The following is a 14,658-nucleotide window of genomic DNA, read 5'->3' on the forward strand; positions in this document are numbered from 1 at the left end:
TCACTTAAACTCCCACTAAATTTGGTTTATATCGGGCTGATGGCGAGCGTAAAGTTAGCCGCATCAATGCTGAGCTGAACCTGGGCCTGCCACTTGTCTTCGCTGCCCTGACTGAAATCACTATAGCGGATAGCGATTATCGGCTGTTCGGCATTAGGCGTCTGTTTAGTTTCATTTCCAGCTTCATTTTTAGCAAAAAACAGTCCACGACACAAAGCGACGTCACAGGCATAGGGGCGAATTTGGGCTCCCTGTAAATGGCGGTTTACGCTGCTGTCTGGCCAGTAAATAAGTTGCATGATGGCCAGTAGGTATTCAGCGTTAAATTGATCGCCGAGTAGCTGGCTTTGCTCACTCATAAGAGTGTAGTCATCATAGGTCAGTGTAAAAAGTGCTTGCCCTAGTGGCGCCAGACCAACCAGAGTTAATTGCTGTTGATCGAGCTCTAACTGACTTAACAGTTCATGTTGGCTAGCTTGAGTCTTGATAGTGACCTTTTGGGCAACGCTAATTGCGGGTTGAGTCGCTGTTTGCTCTGAGAGCATCCTTTGCTCAGCAACTGGCGCAAGGCAATAATTCACATCTTGCGCCAGTTCGACACAAGTTTGTCGCTGTAACGTTTGACTGCAAGCTGTGAGTAGTACAGAGCCCAGGGCGAGCAAGATGATGTGTTGGCTTAATCTCGACATAGTTCGACAACCATATTTAACCGACGTTTAGACTCGCTAACGAATGGGTTTTTTTCATCCCAAGCGTAACCAGCAAGAATAGAGCAGATCATCTGCTTGATTTTAGGATCTGGACTGTCGAAGAAGATCGCATCTTGAAAACTACAGTCATACCAAGCTTCGACATAGGTTCTAAAGGTATCGACCCCTTTCATTAACGGTTTGGCATACTCCTGCTGCCAGTCGACGTGCTCGCCATCGAGTTGTTTGCACAGGGTTGCAGCTGCCATGGAAGCTGATTGCATGGCGATCGTAACTCCAGATGAAAATACCGGATCGAGAAACTCGCCTGCATTACCGAGTAGGGCGAATTGGTCGGTAGCCAGTGTTTTCACGTTAGCCGAGTAGCCTTTGAGCAGGCCTGAATCATTGATGAGTTCGGCATTTTGTAGCAGCTTTTTCAGTCCCGGCTCTTGAGCTATCATGGTGTTAAGAACGGTATCTAAGTTGCCGCCAATACTGTTATTACTGCTGTTAATACTGTCATCAGCAAAGCCGCCAAGAGCAGCAATCAGTTGGGGCTCACCCACTACGCCCACAGAGCAACGACCATCGCTAAAAGGAATGAGCCAGTACCAGATATCCTGGTTGTCTGGATGGACACTAATAAGGATCTTATTTCGATCGAAACTCGGATCAGAAATATTGTCTCTAACATGATTAAACACAGCACTGCGGGTGGGTAAACTAGATGGTTTCTCTAAGTCCAGCAACCTGGGTAGTACTCGGCCAAAGCCGCTGGCATCGAGTACAAATTTTGCTTTGATGGTTTGTATTTGGCCTTTATCGTTGCTCACTTCAAGGCTGGGCTCAGCGCTTAAATCTATCGACTCGACCGTGTGGCCGAAACGGATAGTAACGCCCTGTTTAACCGCTTCATCAGCGAGTAACTTATCGAATGTGGCACGTTCAACCTGGAACGTGGTGCCCGGGCCTTGAGTAAACTTATCGGTAAAGTCAAACGTGGTGTATTTGTGTTGATGTCTAAATGCGGCACCATTTTTAAATTGAAACCCTGCCTGATTAACGGCTTCGAGCATATTAGCTTGCTCGATAACCTGCATGCAGCACGGCAGTAAGCTTTCACCGATAGAGAAACGTGGAAAGTGCTGCTTCTCAAGCACGAGTACTTTTTTACCTTGGGCGTGTAATAGGCTCGCAGCAATGCTACCAGATGGCCCGGCGCCAATAATGGCGACATCGACCGTTTGGGTTTCGCATCGAACCCACTCATCCTGAACTACTTTATCAGTCGACATTAACGGTCTTCCTTGTGAAATTTTGAATAAAAGGCGAAAGCAAAAAGGTAAAACTAATCCCCAGTAACAGGGTTAAGCCAAACGCGTTTATCGCTGGTGTTTGACTAAAGGCGAGCAGACCAAAGGCCAGTAAGGTTGATACCGCTGACATTAATACGGCCATCATCACGCCGCGAGTTTGCTGTTTAGACTCAGCAAAAAATAGGCTGTAATCAACACCAATACCAAAGACTAAGATCAGAGCCAGAGCATGAAACAGGCTCAGCGGATTTTGCAGCATGCCTAAGCAGGCTAGGGTTAAAAGCGCAGACAAGGCTGGTACGGCGACCACCACTGCTGCGAGTTTTCGGCCAAACCTAAAGGTGAATATGATGCCCGCCGCGATTAAGGCGATGAGCAGTAACATTAAGGTGAGCTGACGGTAATGCCCCATCACGGTCGATATGTCGCCAACCTTATCGATCAGCTGTACATGGTGCAGCTCATTAAATAACGCGGCAAATGTATCGAGCTGCTTGATGCCACCGAGTAACACGATAGCCCCGTAGCCAGTTTCGTCTAAATGATTTGTTGGTGATAACCAAAGCGGTTTAAAGCTGGCACCCGCTTGATGGCTCAAGAAATTATCGGCGCTGATAACGTCTGTTTTGGCCGTTTGGTAGGCTTTAATCAGCGCCGGTTTAATCTGGGGATCTAAGCCTAAGCTCGCAATAATCTCATCTAAGTGTTCAAGGTAGACTTGCCCTTGCAGACGATAGTTAAGCGCTTGTTCTGCTTGGCTTGGCAAGAATTTACTTAGGCTTAAATGGTTACCGATTAACTTATCTTTCTCGGCCTGTTTTAAGACGGGCTCAAGTTTCGCCAGCTGTTGTTTTACCTGCTCTTCGGTTTTGCCTGAGACTAATAGGAATTGGTTATCGGTACCGCCACTTAGTAAGGTACGAAGTTTATTTTCCTCTGCCTGAATATCACTCGGGGTGTGCTGTAACTGACGGATATCGTCATTGCTAGTTAGCTGCAATAGACCCACTAAGATAAAGGCTGTCGTGCCAAGCGTTAGCAGTAATTGCGACTTAAGGCTTTTAGGTGTGAATCGTGCCAGCATAAACTGTTGATAGCGACTGGCCACATCGAGTGCTTGGCTGGCATCTTTTAATGGCTGAGCGGCGAGAGTTGGGTAGGCGAGCACTAAGGTTAAATAAGCGCCAGTCAGCCCCGCTGCGCAGAAAACGGCGACCTGTTGCATACCGGGAAAAGGTGCTAGCCCCATGGCGCTGTAGGCGATAACACTGGTTAGCAAGGCAAGCGTGATAGCCGCAAAGATTTTTTTGATGACCTTCTCGCTACTGTCATTGGGATGGTTTAAGCGCTCGCAATAATAGTGAAAGCAATAGTCGATAGAGATGCCAATTAGACTGGTGCCAAACACTAATGTGAGTAGGTGCAGTTCACCAAACATGAGTGCTGTGGTGACCACGGCAAACAGTAAGCTGGTACTCACAGTAACCACCGCAATAGAGAGTGGCATGAAAGAGCGAAATGCTAACCACACTAGGCTTACGACCCCGATAAGCGATAACAAGCCGATGCTTGAAACCTCTTGTTTAGCATTGTCGGTCGCTGCAGCAGCATGAAATAAAGCGCCAGCCTTAATGATGTCTACATCTGCAAAATGCGATGTAACGGCATTAAAGGCGAGGTTAAGATCGCTAAGTTGTAGCTGTTGAGCGTTAGGATTAAAGGCGCTGACCTTACCTTTAGCCATCACGATAGCGGCAAAACGAGGTCGTGGAACACTCGCCGATGGCGCTATAGTGGCAACCAATACCCCCTGTTTCACGGTTAACTGTTGTGAAGGAGCAAGAGCAAGCAAAGAATCTGGATACAGGAGCAAAGGATCGCGGCTAAGCAGTTCGCTATTGGCATAACTAAACGCATTGTATAGCTTTTCTAGTGCAGCCTGGCTCAGTTGTTGCCATTGACCTTGCTGTAAGCTTTGTTGCTGCTTGTCGGTTAATAGCTGGAATCTGTGCTTAAAATAATACTGATTAAGGGCATCAATCTGAGCCATATCGGCACTACTGATATCAATAAATGCAGCTTGGTTTGGGCTCGTTTGTTTAAGCGTTTGCATCGCTAGCTTTGCCGCTGCGATGGCGGTGTGTTCATTATCGCTGATAAGCCCCAAATAGACGCGGTTAGCCAGCTGCTGCTCAACTTGTGCCATTGCTCTTTGGGTCATCGGGCTTTCGCTGACTTTAGGCAGCATGGCCAAAATATCACTTTGTACGCGAGCGCCGCTTTGCCACAGGGTAAAGCCAGTTACTACGGAGACTAGGATTAATGCCAGCCACAGTATAAATCGTAACTTGGCGGTCTTTTGGTTTAATAAGGCGTTAAGGCTTGGTTTCATTATGGCTGAGCACTCTTAGACTCAGGCTCGAAACGCGATTTGTCTTGCTGACTTAGTGGGCTTTCATCCAGTGATGAAAACTCGATCTGGCTGCGATCGCCATTAGCGCTATATAGCACTAACGTTTGGATCTGTTGCTTACCAGCGAGCAGCATTTTAGGCATGGCTTTGGCAAGTAAAGGATCAAGCGGCTTAAGCCCTAACTGCCACTGCGGGTTTAGCTCATGACTAGTATCAGTTGCTGTAGTTGCACGTTTTAGGCTTAATTCAAAGTGCTGCTCAAGAGCATTAATGTCACCACTTAACAGGGCATTGAGTAGTGTCGGCATGATATCACTCATACCTCCACCCGCTTGCTGCGCGTTATTAACGCTAATATTCCCTTGGCTGTCTATCTGAATCAGCTGCTTATCTTTTAAGATCAATGTGCTAGCAAAAGGACTGTTTTGCTGCCAAATCACCCCAAGGCTTTTAGAGAAAACAAATTCGCCTTGGCTTACCAAAGGTTTTTTTAGCACCTTTAAATAACGGTATTGAGTGAACTTCCCTTTAGCGTGCTCGCTAGGAGATAGTTGTTTACTCAAGCTGAGCAAATCCGCCTTGTTTGCGGGAAATTGAAATAGCTCTGTATAGCTAGATTGGCTGTTATCAGGCTCGGCGTAGCTAGTGCTACTCACTAATGATGAGAGTAGTAAGAGGAACAGAGTGCATACTAAGCGCAATAAGTACTTCATTGGCGCAGCTCTATTTTGTTACTGGTTTCTGCTGAAATTAAATGCGCTATTTTCTGCTGAAAGACTTCTGGTGTGACAAAGCATAACTCTTGGGTCTGCATATCGACGGCGGCCTGAATGGTGTAGCCCTTAGTGATGCGCTTACCTGTTAGAGCATCAAGCACTTGATAGTTGATCTTAATGCGGTTTTCCCATTCAACCAGCGCAGCTTTGACGATGACCGTCTGCTCAAACGTACTCGATTGCACGTACTTTATCTGCACATCAACAATTGGCCAGCTAAATCCAGAGTCTTGCATAGCGCGGTAGCCGTAACCGATTTTATCCAGTAGCTTGCAGCGTACTAGCTCAAAGTAACGCAGGTAGTTACCATGCCAGGTGATCCCCATCGAGTCCACGTCGTGAAACGGGATTTCGACTTCCATCTCTGCGTGTAAAATGCCCTTCATTGGGAAACTCCAAGTGAAACTGTTCGAACAGATAAGCCATGCCAACAGTAATAGCCCATCGAGTCCACGTCGTGAAACGGGATTTCGACTTCCATCTCTGCGTGTAAAATGCCCTTCATTAGCGCTCTTCTCACTAGCATACTTCCCAGTAGCCACTTTGGATCTTATCGACGGTTGAACGCAGTGTCTGCTCTAGTGGTCTGTCTTCGGTCAGTAGCTCAAAATCGGCTTCGACTTGCGCTAAGGTCTTACCCAGTGACGGGGTAATTGAGCTGGGCACCAATTCTTCCTGCGCTATTCGCAGACGAATGCCCTGAGACATGGCTAATAGCGCAGCAGCTGCTACTTGCTCGGTTAGCTGTAATATGCGCATACAGTCACGGGCTGAGATAGTGCCCATGCTGACCTTGTCTTGGTTATGACATTCGGTAGAGCGAGAGAATACACTGGCTGGCATGGTGTTTTTAAGCGCTTCAGCCGTCCAGGCCGATACGCCAATCTGTACCGCTTTAAAGCCGTGGTTAATCGCTTTACGTTTGCCTTTAGCGCCTGAAAGATTTGCAGGTAGACCATTGTTGAACTTTTGATCCATCACCAGCGCCATCTGGCGGTCGATAAGATCGGCAATGTTAGCCACTGCGTTTTTCATCGCATCCATGGCAAAGGCAATATGCCCGCCGTAGAAGTGCCCACCATGTAGAATGTGCTCACCTTCACCGTCGACAATTGGGTTGTCGTTAGCGCTGTTAAGCTCGGTTTCAATAAACTGGCGCATAAACGGTAGCGCATCTTGCAGTACTCCAATCACGTGCGGTGCACAGCGGATCGAATACCTGTCTTGCAGTCTGTCAGAGTTGCGAGGGTGAATGTGATGGTTTAAGTCTTCACGGATCCAAGCGGCAATCTGGTTTTGCCCTGGATGAGGCTTTGCGGCAAATAAAATTTTGTCGAAGTGGTTCGAGTTACCTTTAAGTGTCAGCGACGCCATAGCAGTAATACGACTGGCAAGGCGCGCCACGTACTGCGCTCGATCGTAAGCTAAACAAGCAAGGGCGGTCATAACCGCAGTACCGTTCATCAGTGCTAAGCCCTCTTTAGGGCGTAGCGTGAGCGGCACGATATTAAGTTCTTTATATACGTCACTGGTTGGACGTCGCTCACCCTGGTAAATCACATCACGCTCACCTACAAGTACTGCCGCAAGGTAAGACAGTGGCGTTAAGTCGCCGCTCGCGCCCACTGAGCCTTCTTCAGGGATCACCGGGGTGATGTTGAGGTTAAGCAGGGTTTCTATACGCTTAAGCAGCTCGTAAGTGACGCCTGACTTGCCTACAGCGAGTGAGCTTAGGCGGCACGCCATTACTGCGCGAGCCTGCATAGGAGACAGAATATCGCCCATACCGCAGCCGTGAAAACGGGTCAGATGCAGTGGGAGTTCGTGGACTAAATCGAGCCCAACGGTCACGGTACAAGAGTCGCCATAACCTGTGGTTACCCCATATACGACGCCTTCTTCTTTCAGTAGGCTATCGATAAACCGCGCGCCTTTTTGAATATAGGCCTGATACTCAGCGGTTTGGTTAAGCTTAGCTTGTGCCCCTTTGGCAATAGCAACCACATCTTCAAGTGCCAGACTATTGTAGCCAAATTCAACTGTTTGCTTGCTAGGGTTATAAGTGGTTTGTTGGGTCATTTGCTTTGCTTGTCCTTTATATCGCAACTATTGCTCTGCTTGCATTGCACATTGGCTCGTTGGAACTCTTCGTCCTTGCGCCAAAAATCATAAAAATTAAACCATTGTAGTGGCTCTTTAAGCGCAAAATGCGCTAAGCGACGACTAAATTCGTTAACGGCTTGCTCGAGTCGTTCACTTCGTCCGGCTCTAGGGCCTTTTAAGGTGTTAGCGAAATGCTCTAAATGCACATGGTAGCGGCCATTTTGGCGTAGGCAGAACATGGTATAAACCGGGCAATCAAGTAGCCCGGCCAAAATGAATGGCCCTTGAGGGAATGCAGCTGGCTCGCCTAAAAAGTCTTGGTAAATCACGCGACCAGCAGTCTGTGACGAGGTTCTATCGCCTGCAATGACAACCAATTCCCCCGCTTCAATTTTTTGTTGTAGCAAAATCGAAGTACTAGGGCCTAATTCGGTGACTTGGATGAGGTTTAGTGAGCTGTCGGGGTTGAGCTGCTTGAGCACCTTATTAAAGTTCTCGGCATTTTGCGTCAGCACCATGACGTTGACTTTGACTTGGCGCTGGTGGATTGATATTGCGCGGCACAGCTCTAAGTTACCTAAGTGCGATACCAGTAATACCGCGCCATTGCCCGCGAGTAATTGATTGGCTAGCATTTCTCGATTAGGAAAATCGACCTGTTCGAGCTTGATGCGATCGCACCAAGCGTCAATTCGGTCTAACGCGGCATTACCAAAGGCGAAAAAGTGCTTCAGGCTGTCGCGCCAGCTCAGTGGCTCACCCAGCTGTGGATGATTGGGTTGCTTAAGCTTCACATGAGTTAAAAATTGCTTAGAAGCGGTTCTTGCCGTGGTGCCGGTAATGAAAAAATAGATGATCACCGGATACATGATAGCGCGGCAAAGCCAGTGCCCCCCTAAGCGGTAGCTTTCTGCGAGTAGCTTAATTCCCCAGTAACTGCCTCGCTCACCCATGCTCGACCAATGCTTATTCTGGCCTGAACTTGTGAGCTTTTGCTGCAGCTTTCGATAAAGCTTTTTCGGTTGACGCAGCAACATGCCAAAGAAGAGTTTGCTGTGCATCAATGAGATACGCACGTTATCTTTAACCCCTTGAAAATGACTCACGCCATCTTCTGGGTAGATCACTCGGGTTGGCAAATGAATCACCGGCACGCCTTGCCAGTAAAGACGCACTAAGACTTCAATATCAAAGTCCATGCGCTCGCCTAAGGCATGGCTTAAAAACAGTTTCTCGGTTGCCTCGAGCGGATAGACACGAAAGCCGCACATGGAGTCTTGAATATCGAAACTTAACGTTTCTATCCATACCCAGAAGTGAGTGATGTAACGGCCGTATAATCGGCCTTTCGGCACGGATTCGTCATATTGCGGCAAGCCAGAAATCAGCGCCACTGGAGTCGACTCGGCCTGGGCTATCATGGCGGGTATATCGTTTAAATCGTGTTGACCATCGGCATCGACCTGCAGGGCGTGGGTGTAACCCTCTGCATATGCGGTTCGTAGTCCGGTCATTACTGCAGCGCCTTTACCCCGGTTATATGGGTGGTGAAGCAGGGTCACCCAGTCATATTTTTCAGCCAGCTCGATCAGCAAGAAGCGCGTTTCGTCGTCGCTGCCATCGTTAACTAAATAACAAGGTAGATTAAAAGCCGCTAATTGCTCTAGGGTACGTTCAATGGCACCGCGGTGATTATAGTTGGGGATAACCAGAGCGAGCCGCATTAGTTATTGTCCGTACTGTTGATGGCCTGCACCGCTTCGTTACTGAGTGCAATACGCCCCGATGCGAAACGTTTATCGCCATCGCTATAGGTAAATACCAGTTTGGCCTTGGCGGGATTATGGCTAATGGTCAGGTCAACCTGGGAGTTAGGTAGCATCAGTTGTTGAAATTTAAGTACTTCTAGGCTGGCAACATTGACCGGGTAACCAAAATGCGCGCAGCCAAGCTTTATCGCCCAGTCGAGCTGAGTGACACCCGGCAACACGGGTTGCTCTGGAAAGTGGCCATTGAAATACACGAGGTCGGCAGCAATCTCTAGCCGCCAGGTGACAGAGTCATTCTCACTGTTATGGCTGATAATGGTGGGCAATGTAGAGGTAATCATTTGCTCTTAAACTTATCGATATCGAACAGGGCTAACATGTTTGCGTGTACCCGCTTACCTTGCGGATTAAGCGGTAAGGCTTCAGGGTAACGCCAACGCCTTGGTAGCGTGACCCGCTCAAATTGGCTGAGCAAGTGGTTTTTGAGTTGGTTATTTAGCGCGAGTTTACCCTTAGCTTCGAGTTGTTCCATGCCCAGAGGGGAAAGCGTTATAGCGGCGCCGAGTTGCACTCTAGGTTGCTCTAACATCACCAATGCCGCTTGTGCGACATAGGGATGGCTCTCTAATAGTGACTCCATCTGTACCAATGACAGGCGTTTCTCTTCAACTTTAATAATGCGGTCTAAGCGCCCCTGCAGAGAAAAAGTGCCATCGGCTTGCAGATCAATTTTGTCATCACACTTTAGCCATTCATTATCAGGTAGGTAAGGTGATTTTAGCATCAGCGCACCATCACTTTGCGTTTGTTGGATCTCAATTGGCGCGAAAGCTTGCCAGTTTGCATTAGGCTGGTGTTGACGACGGTAGGCGATGCCACCGGTTTCTGTGCTGCCAAATACCTCGATAGGCGCTTGACCGTAACAGTTAGCGACACCTTGTGATGCTTCAAAGCTCAATGGTCCGCCAGAGCTGAACACTAAGCTAGGTGAACGCAGTTGTCGCTCATTATCGAGAGCGTCGGGCAATCGAGACAGCTGGGCAGGACTGCTGATCAAACAGAGGTTTGGAAACAGGTTCGCGTAGTAGCTTAAGGTTTCAGGGTATTCAACCAGATCGCTCAAAAAGGGGCGACTGGCAGCGAGTGGCCAAAGAACTTTGAATAACAAGCCATAAATATGCTGATGAGTCACGGTCGATATTACGCTGCAATGAGGCAGGTGCTGGGCAAAAGTATGCTCAAGCACGCTGACTTCGGCGTCGAGTTGCTCAATGGTTTTGGCTACGCGTTTTGGCCTGCCGCTGCTACCTGAGGTAAAGAGTACCAGTTCGCCCCAATTTTGTGTTTGTGGCCAGTCACTCGCAGTCGGATTGAGATCTTTATCGAGACGTAAAAACGCCTTACCTTCACAAATTGGCATGTTGGCGAGCACGCCATCATACTCGTGAGTGAGTTCACTCAAGGTGCCAGCTTGAGTATTGGCAGGCAGGATTATCTGTTTACCGGCAAGTAACCCGGCGCAGAGTCCGACGGCAAAAAGGTCACTGCTTTCACAGCTAAGTAGCCAGCGTTTGGAATCGGAATCACTTAATTGTCGATGCAATTGTGCGACTTGAGCAGTAAAGGCCGCTCCCGTTACAATATCGTGATGATTGAAGCTAATTAGCTGTTGAGCAGTAGGCCCTTGGCATAGCCAAGATTTAAGTAGATTCGTCATGACTTTTTTAACCAAAATGTTCGATATAACCACTCGCCACCAAGTAGCGACCCTATGAGCAAGTAGGCGATTAGCCCGTTATAAAGCGTCCACGTTTCGATGCTGGTATACAGCGCTGTATAGAGCGCCATCGAGCCATTAAAGATAAATAAGCCGCACCAAATTAAGGTGATGCTATTGAGATAACCGATAGCCTCATCGGGCAGGTCGGGTTCTTTCAGTCTGGCTAGCCTTTCTATCATGCTAGGGCCATGTTTTAGTGAGTAACCAAAAAGACCCAGCATGGTGAGGTTAATCACCACAGGATAAAACAGTAACCAATTATTCTCTTTAGCAACAAAGCTTCCTGCTGTTAAGCCGATGCCAACAAGCAGTGGCAACATCAATGACTTTACTTTTTGCTGTTGTAATACCAGTCGTAAGACTAATATTGCGCATAAGACGATCGCAATGGTGCTAGCGGGCAAATAGTGCAAACCAAAATAGACCGCAAGTGGATAAGCGATGACCACTAAGCTTGTCACTATTTGCAAAAAGAGTCGCATTACTCTTTGACTAAGCCTTCGATAGCCGACACGACATCGTTAACGGTTCTCACCGCTTTAAACTCTTCAGGTTTAATTTTTTTACCTGTCATTTGCTGTAGTTTGATTACCAAATCTACGGCATCGATGCTGTCTAGATCGAGCTCTTCATACAAAGAGGCTTCTAAGGTGATATCACTCGCGTCAATTTCAAACTCATCGACTAAAATTTGAGTCAGCATTTCAAGGATCTGTTCACGACTTTGCATAATTTCTCCTACGCTCGCTGTGACTCAATAAAGCTGACTAAGCTGGCAACGCTATAGAAGTGTTGTTTGGTTGCATCAGAATTAGCTTCAATTTTCACATCAAACTGCTTTTTAATTGCTAAGCCAAGTTCTAATGCGTCGATAGAATCGAGCCCTAGGCCTTCACCAAATAGTGGGGCGTCAGAGTCGATATCATCAATACTGACGTCTTCTAAATCGAGACAGTCGATGATCAGTTGTTTTATTTCGTTATCTAAGCTCATAAGTATCTATCTAATTGTTGTTTATAATAGTTTTCTAAGTCACGAGTGAGTTGTCGTGCCATCTTTGCGTCGCCACCTGCATCGGCATCATAACGTAAATAGGGCTGGGTTTCGCCTATTTCCACATGCATGCCAATTGTCCGTCTAGGCAACTGGTACCACTTTTGCTGCTTGCTTAGGCCTACAGTATTGGTTTTTAAAAATACAGGCAACAGATCGCTATGGGTACGCACAGTGATATTGGCGGCCCCACGTGCAAAATCATTAATTTTCTCACCTATTTTGGTGCGTGTGCCTTCCGGAAAGATGATGAGGTTAGTGCCGCGTTCAAGCACTGATTTACAGTCTTGCAGAAGTAACTCCGCACCGCGATTAGGAATATAGCCAGCGCAAGAGACAACGCCGCGTAAAAAGGGGTTACGCCATAGCCCCTGTTTAACGATGCAACCAGCATTAGGCATCAAGCTGATTAACACAACCACATCGACTAATGTTGGATGGTTAGCGGTGACAATGACCCCTTTAGCATTGCTGAGGCGGCTTAAGTCTCCGTGAGTAACCTTGATAACGCCGGCCCAAGTGAGCATTTTGACAAAGCCTTTAAACATGATGTGCACGGCTCTTTGTACGCGCTCAATGCGTTGCTGGCGGTTACCAGGCCAAAATCTAAGTATTGGCAATATGGTCAGTGAACTTAGCAATCCACCAAGACCAAAGGCGATGTAGCAAGCGGTGCCGCCAAGCCAGCGTGGGGCGTAAGCTATGCCCATTAGTTTGGGAGCCAGAGGCTGCTTGTCATTGATGGGCTTATTGGCAGCGGACTTATTCATAAAGGGTTCAGTCACAGCTCAGGTCCCAGTGCCAACCAGACAAATTTCCGCTGATATTGTGTTGAGCTGCCAAACTCGATAGCAATAGAGCAAAGCTGAGTTCGTTGTCGAGTTCAGCTTGTTCATCCAAAGGAGTTAACGTTAGTGTGGCCAGTGCATCTTGTGTGTCGTTAGCTGGGGCTAGCATAAAAGCCACTGCTATGGGCCATTCTGGCTCATGGGCAAATTGGCGATAAACTTCAGGCACAGGCTCGTCAGCATAGACTAATAATAATGGCTCTGGATCTGCATGTAGCTGACCATAGGATTCGATAAATGCCTGGGAAAACGTGTTGCTACCCGCAGCTATAGAGGTCGATTGAGCTTGATTGCCAGTTAAAATACTGAAAATACCGCTGGCAGTATTATGTACCGATTGGCTAAACCCTGTTGGCGATAATGGCGATTGCTCAGCGATATCGTTAAGTAAGCCAATGGTGCGATTAATTTCACCGTGTTGGGAGGCAAAAATGCTACGGCATTGCTCAGCAGGGCAGCATTGGTTTACGGCCTCAAGAATAATTTTGGTGAGTTTGCTCAGACGCCTGCGCTGCATAGCTGGCACATGGGCCAATTTGGGGGCGGCACTGAGTTGTATAGCGTCATCGATGACACCGTGTGGCCAGTTGAGCCAATCTGAAGCGTGTTGATAGTGCGGCGACCATGCGCCCCATGAAAGAATGCTGAACTTCAATTGCATCGCCTCAGATACGAATATCCTTTCGTATTGCCCTGACTAATAAAAAGATAGTTTTGACCGAACAGGATACAAGTGCCTGTTGGCGATCAAAATGTAGCGGTTAAGCTGATTATTCTACATCATAAATGGTGGGCGTAATAAGCCCTTTTATGATACAGCTGTCGCTTGTAGGTAGCTATTGGGTAATAAAATGTTGGAATTGAATAAAAGCCCTGTTAATGCAGGGCTTTTTGATAGGATATAGAAGAGAAAACTTGGCGTTAGCTTAATTGCTTCTGGAGCCGGCGCAGTGCCGACTTCACTTTACGCGCGTTTTCAGGGCCCATACGAATCATCAACTTTTGCGCATTAGGCAAGGCTTCTAGCTTGGGGTCAACAAATTGATAGTTGACGCTAACACCATCTAATTCAATCGGTTGCTCGATAATAGGAGCATCCAACATCACCTCGATAGCTTGCAGCATACGGTCATTAAACGAAGTCTTGCTATAGCCTAGTTCGCTAAATGCTTCACTCAGTAGTGGAGTCATCTCTTTATAGGTTTTAGCTAACTCTTGATCATTTAAGCTTGAAAGGAAGTCAGCGTATAGATCATACCTATGGTAACTATCTGGGTTGATATAGGTCTTATTGGCAATTTCAGATACGGTAAAGCTATTGCTTGGGGCTTGCAGTGGGCTCACTTTACGCGCCAATTCGCCTTGAGCTAAGTTATCTACAAAAACCACAAACTGGCGGACGATGTTGTCTTCAATCAATAGTGGCTCAATTGCCATACCATCAGCAATAGCGGTCACTTTCTGGTGTACATAGCCATCACTGTCAGCTAAAGCGGGTAAAGGCTCGACTTCAGCTACAGGATCAACCTCTGGTAGCTGTACCGCTTCAACTTCAACGACTTCAGGCTCTGGCACAGCTTCGGTTTCTAGTGGCTGCTCTGGGATTGGGTCGGGGATCACCACAGGGGCAATAATGAGTGGTTCTTCAATTGGAGCATCACCACTGAGGTAATAGTAGCCACCTGCAGATAGCGCTACAACGACAACGATAGCCAAAATAGCCAGGCCATTGGTGCCAGAGGTCTTTTCCTGTGGCGAAATTCTATCTTCTTGACTGAGTTGCATTGTAACTCCTCTGCACTGGGCAGTGATACGACTAATGATAAAAGTATAGCTTCAATCCATTCTGCAAAAATCCAGGAGATTGTCTATAGTCTGAAGCTCTATTAAGGATATTTAATTTATAAA

General features: G+C 47.4%; 15 protein-coding genes. All 15 read right to left on the minus strand.

Annotation, left to right across the window (positions count from 1 at the left end; genetic code table 11):
• Positions 1 to 26 precede the first annotated feature (26 nt).
• Entirely contained in the window at positions 27 to 689 is a 663-nt protein-coding gene (locus tag ACVBJC_RS01315; protein ID WP_447161791.1) for a DUF3261 domain-containing protein, read from the minus strand.
• A complete protein-coding gene (locus tag ACVBJC_RS01320) occupies positions 677 to 1,987 on the minus strand; it encodes an NAD(P)/FAD-dependent oxidoreductase (protein ID WP_447161790.1) in 1,311 nt (436 codons plus the stop codon). Before ACVBJC_RS01320 ends, ACVBJC_RS01315 begins: the two co-directional genes overlap by 13 nt.
• Positions 1,977 to 4,400 (minus strand): MMPL family transporter, encoded by a 2,424-nt coding sequence (locus tag ACVBJC_RS01325; protein WP_447161789.1) that lies wholly within the window; start codon positions 4,398 to 4,400, stop codon positions 1,977 to 1,979. Before ACVBJC_RS01325 ends, ACVBJC_RS01320 begins: the two co-directional genes overlap by 11 nt.
• Complete coding sequence (locus ACVBJC_RS01330) at positions 4,400 to 5,134, minus strand: outer membrane lipoprotein carrier protein LolA (protein WP_447161788.1); 735 nt, start codon at positions 5,132 to 5,134, stop codon at positions 4,400 to 4,402. Before ACVBJC_RS01330 ends, ACVBJC_RS01325 begins: the two co-directional genes overlap by 1 nt.
• Entirely contained in the window at positions 5,131 to 5,583 is a 453-nt protein-coding gene (locus ACVBJC_RS01335) for an acyl-CoA thioesterase (protein WP_447161787.1), read from the minus strand. Before ACVBJC_RS01335 ends, ACVBJC_RS01330 begins: the two co-directional genes overlap by 4 nt.
• Before the next feature lie 133 nt (positions 5,584 to 5,716).
• On the minus strand, positions 5,717 to 7,276 hold the full coding sequence (locus tag ACVBJC_RS01340; RefSeq protein WP_447161786.1) for an HAL/PAL/TAL family ammonia-lyase: 1,560 nt from the start codon (positions 7,274 to 7,276) through the stop codon (positions 5,717 to 5,719).
• A complete protein-coding gene (locus tag ACVBJC_RS01345; protein WP_447161785.1) occupies positions 7,273 to 9,024 on the minus strand; it encodes a glycosyltransferase family 2 protein in 1,752 nt (583 codons plus the stop codon). The genes ACVBJC_RS01340 and ACVBJC_RS01345 overlap by 4 nt, the downstream gene beginning before the upstream one ends.
• Complete coding sequence (locus ACVBJC_RS01350; protein ID WP_447161784.1) at positions 9,024 to 9,410, minus strand: ApeI family dehydratase; 387 nt, start codon at positions 9,408 to 9,410, stop codon at positions 9,024 to 9,026. Before ACVBJC_RS01350 ends, ACVBJC_RS01345 begins: the two co-directional genes overlap by 1 nt.
• Entirely contained in the window at positions 9,407 to 10,786 is a 1,380-nt protein-coding gene (locus ACVBJC_RS01355) for an AMP-binding protein (protein WP_447161783.1), read from the minus strand. Before ACVBJC_RS01355 ends, ACVBJC_RS01350 begins: the two co-directional genes overlap by 4 nt.
• The gene (locus tag ACVBJC_RS01360) at positions 10,783 to 11,331 is read right to left on the minus strand and encodes a hypothetical protein (RefSeq protein WP_447161782.1); all 549 of its coding nucleotides are present in this window, start codon (positions 11,329 to 11,331) and stop codon (positions 10,783 to 10,785) included. The genes ACVBJC_RS01355 and ACVBJC_RS01360 overlap by 4 nt, the downstream gene beginning before the upstream one ends.
• Positions 11,331 to 11,579: an acyl carrier protein gene (locus ACVBJC_RS01365; RefSeq protein ID WP_447161781.1), complete on the minus strand. Its 249-nt coding sequence runs from the start codon at positions 11,577 to 11,579 to the stop codon at positions 11,331 to 11,333. Before ACVBJC_RS01365 ends, ACVBJC_RS01360 begins: the two co-directional genes overlap by 1 nt.
• An 8-nt stretch (positions 11,580 to 11,587) precedes the next feature.
• Positions 11,588 to 11,842, minus strand: a complete 255-nt coding sequence (locus ACVBJC_RS01370; RefSeq protein ID WP_447161780.1) for a phosphopantetheine-binding protein — start codon at positions 11,840 to 11,842, stop codon at positions 11,588 to 11,590.
• Positions 11,839 to 12,612: a lysophospholipid acyltransferase family protein gene (locus ACVBJC_RS01375; protein ID WP_447161797.1), complete on the minus strand. Its 774-nt coding sequence runs from the start codon at positions 12,610 to 12,612 to the stop codon at positions 11,839 to 11,841. Before ACVBJC_RS01375 ends, ACVBJC_RS01370 begins: the two co-directional genes overlap by 4 nt.
• 67 nt (positions 12,613 to 12,679) lie before the next feature.
• Positions 12,680 to 13,411: a beta-ketoacyl synthase chain length factor gene (locus ACVBJC_RS01380; protein WP_447161779.1), complete on the minus strand. Its 732-nt coding sequence runs from the start codon at positions 13,409 to 13,411 to the stop codon at positions 12,680 to 12,682.
• Positions 13,412 to 13,671: 260 nt separating this feature from the next.
• Positions 13,672 to 14,535, minus strand: a complete 864-nt coding sequence (locus tag ACVBJC_RS01385; protein WP_447161778.1) for a DUF3014 domain-containing protein — start codon at positions 14,533 to 14,535, stop codon at positions 13,672 to 13,674.
• Positions 14,536 to 14,658 lie beyond the last annotated feature (123 nt).

The sequence above is a fragment of the Shewanella sp. 0m-6 genome (assembly GCF_052977325.1).

What these genes read in the sequence shown, in the direction of transcription:
- ACVBJC_RS01315 (WP_447161791.1), bottom strand. Translation starts at nt 689, where the DNA reads ATGTCGAGATTAAGCCAACACATCATCTTGCTCGCCCTGGGCTCTGTA.
- ACVBJC_RS01320 (WP_447161790.1), bottom strand. Translation starts at nt 1,987, where the DNA reads ATGTCGACTGATAAAGTAGTTCAGGATGAGTGGGTTCGATGCGAAACC.
- ACVBJC_RS01325 (WP_447161789.1), bottom strand. Translation starts at nt 4,400, where the DNA reads ATGAAACCAAGCCTTAACGCCTTATTAAACCAAAAGACCGCCAAGTTA.
- ACVBJC_RS01330 (WP_447161788.1), bottom strand. Translation starts at nt 5,134, where the DNA reads ATGAAGTACTTATTGCGCTTAGTATGCACTCTGTTCCTCTTACTACTC.
- ACVBJC_RS01335 (WP_447161787.1), bottom strand. Translation starts at nt 5,583, where the DNA reads ATGAAGGGCATTTTACACGCAGAGATGGAAGTCGAAATCCCGTTTCAC.
- ACVBJC_RS01340 (WP_447161786.1), bottom strand. Translation starts at nt 7,276, where the DNA reads ATGACCCAACAAACCACTTATAACCCTAGCAAGCAAACAGTTGAATTT.
- ACVBJC_RS01345 (WP_447161785.1), bottom strand. Translation starts at nt 9,024, where the DNA reads ATGCGGCTCGCTCTGGTTATCCCCAACTATAATCACCGCGGTGCCATT.
- ACVBJC_RS01350 (WP_447161784.1), bottom strand. Translation starts at nt 9,410, where the DNA reads ATGATTACCTCTACATTGCCCACCATTATCAGCCATAACAGTGAGAAT.
- ACVBJC_RS01355 (WP_447161783.1), bottom strand. Translation starts at nt 10,786, where the DNA reads ATGACGAATCTACTTAAATCTTGGCTATGCCAAGGGCCTACTGCTCAA.
- ACVBJC_RS01360 (WP_447161782.1), bottom strand. Translation starts at nt 11,331, where the DNA reads ATGCGACTCTTTTTGCAAATAGTGACAAGCTTAGTGGTCATCGCTTAT.
- ACVBJC_RS01365 (WP_447161781.1), bottom strand. Translation starts at nt 11,579, where the DNA reads ATGCAAAGTCGTGAACAGATCCTTGAAATGCTGACTCAAATTTTAGTC.
- ACVBJC_RS01370 (WP_447161780.1), bottom strand. Translation starts at nt 11,842, where the DNA reads ATGAGCTTAGATAACGAAATAAAACAACTGATCATCGACTGTCTCGAT.
- ACVBJC_RS01375 (WP_447161797.1), bottom strand. Translation starts at nt 12,612, where the DNA reads ATGGGCATAGCTTACGCCCCACGCTGGCTTGGCGGCACCGCTTGCTAC.
- ACVBJC_RS01380 (WP_447161779.1), bottom strand. Translation starts at nt 13,411, where the DNA reads ATGCAATTGAAGTTCAGCATTCTTTCATGGGGCGCATGGTCGCCGCAC.
- ACVBJC_RS01385 (WP_447161778.1), bottom strand. Translation starts at nt 14,535, where the DNA reads ATGCAACTCAGTCAAGAAGATAGAATTTCGCCACAGGAAAAGACCTCT.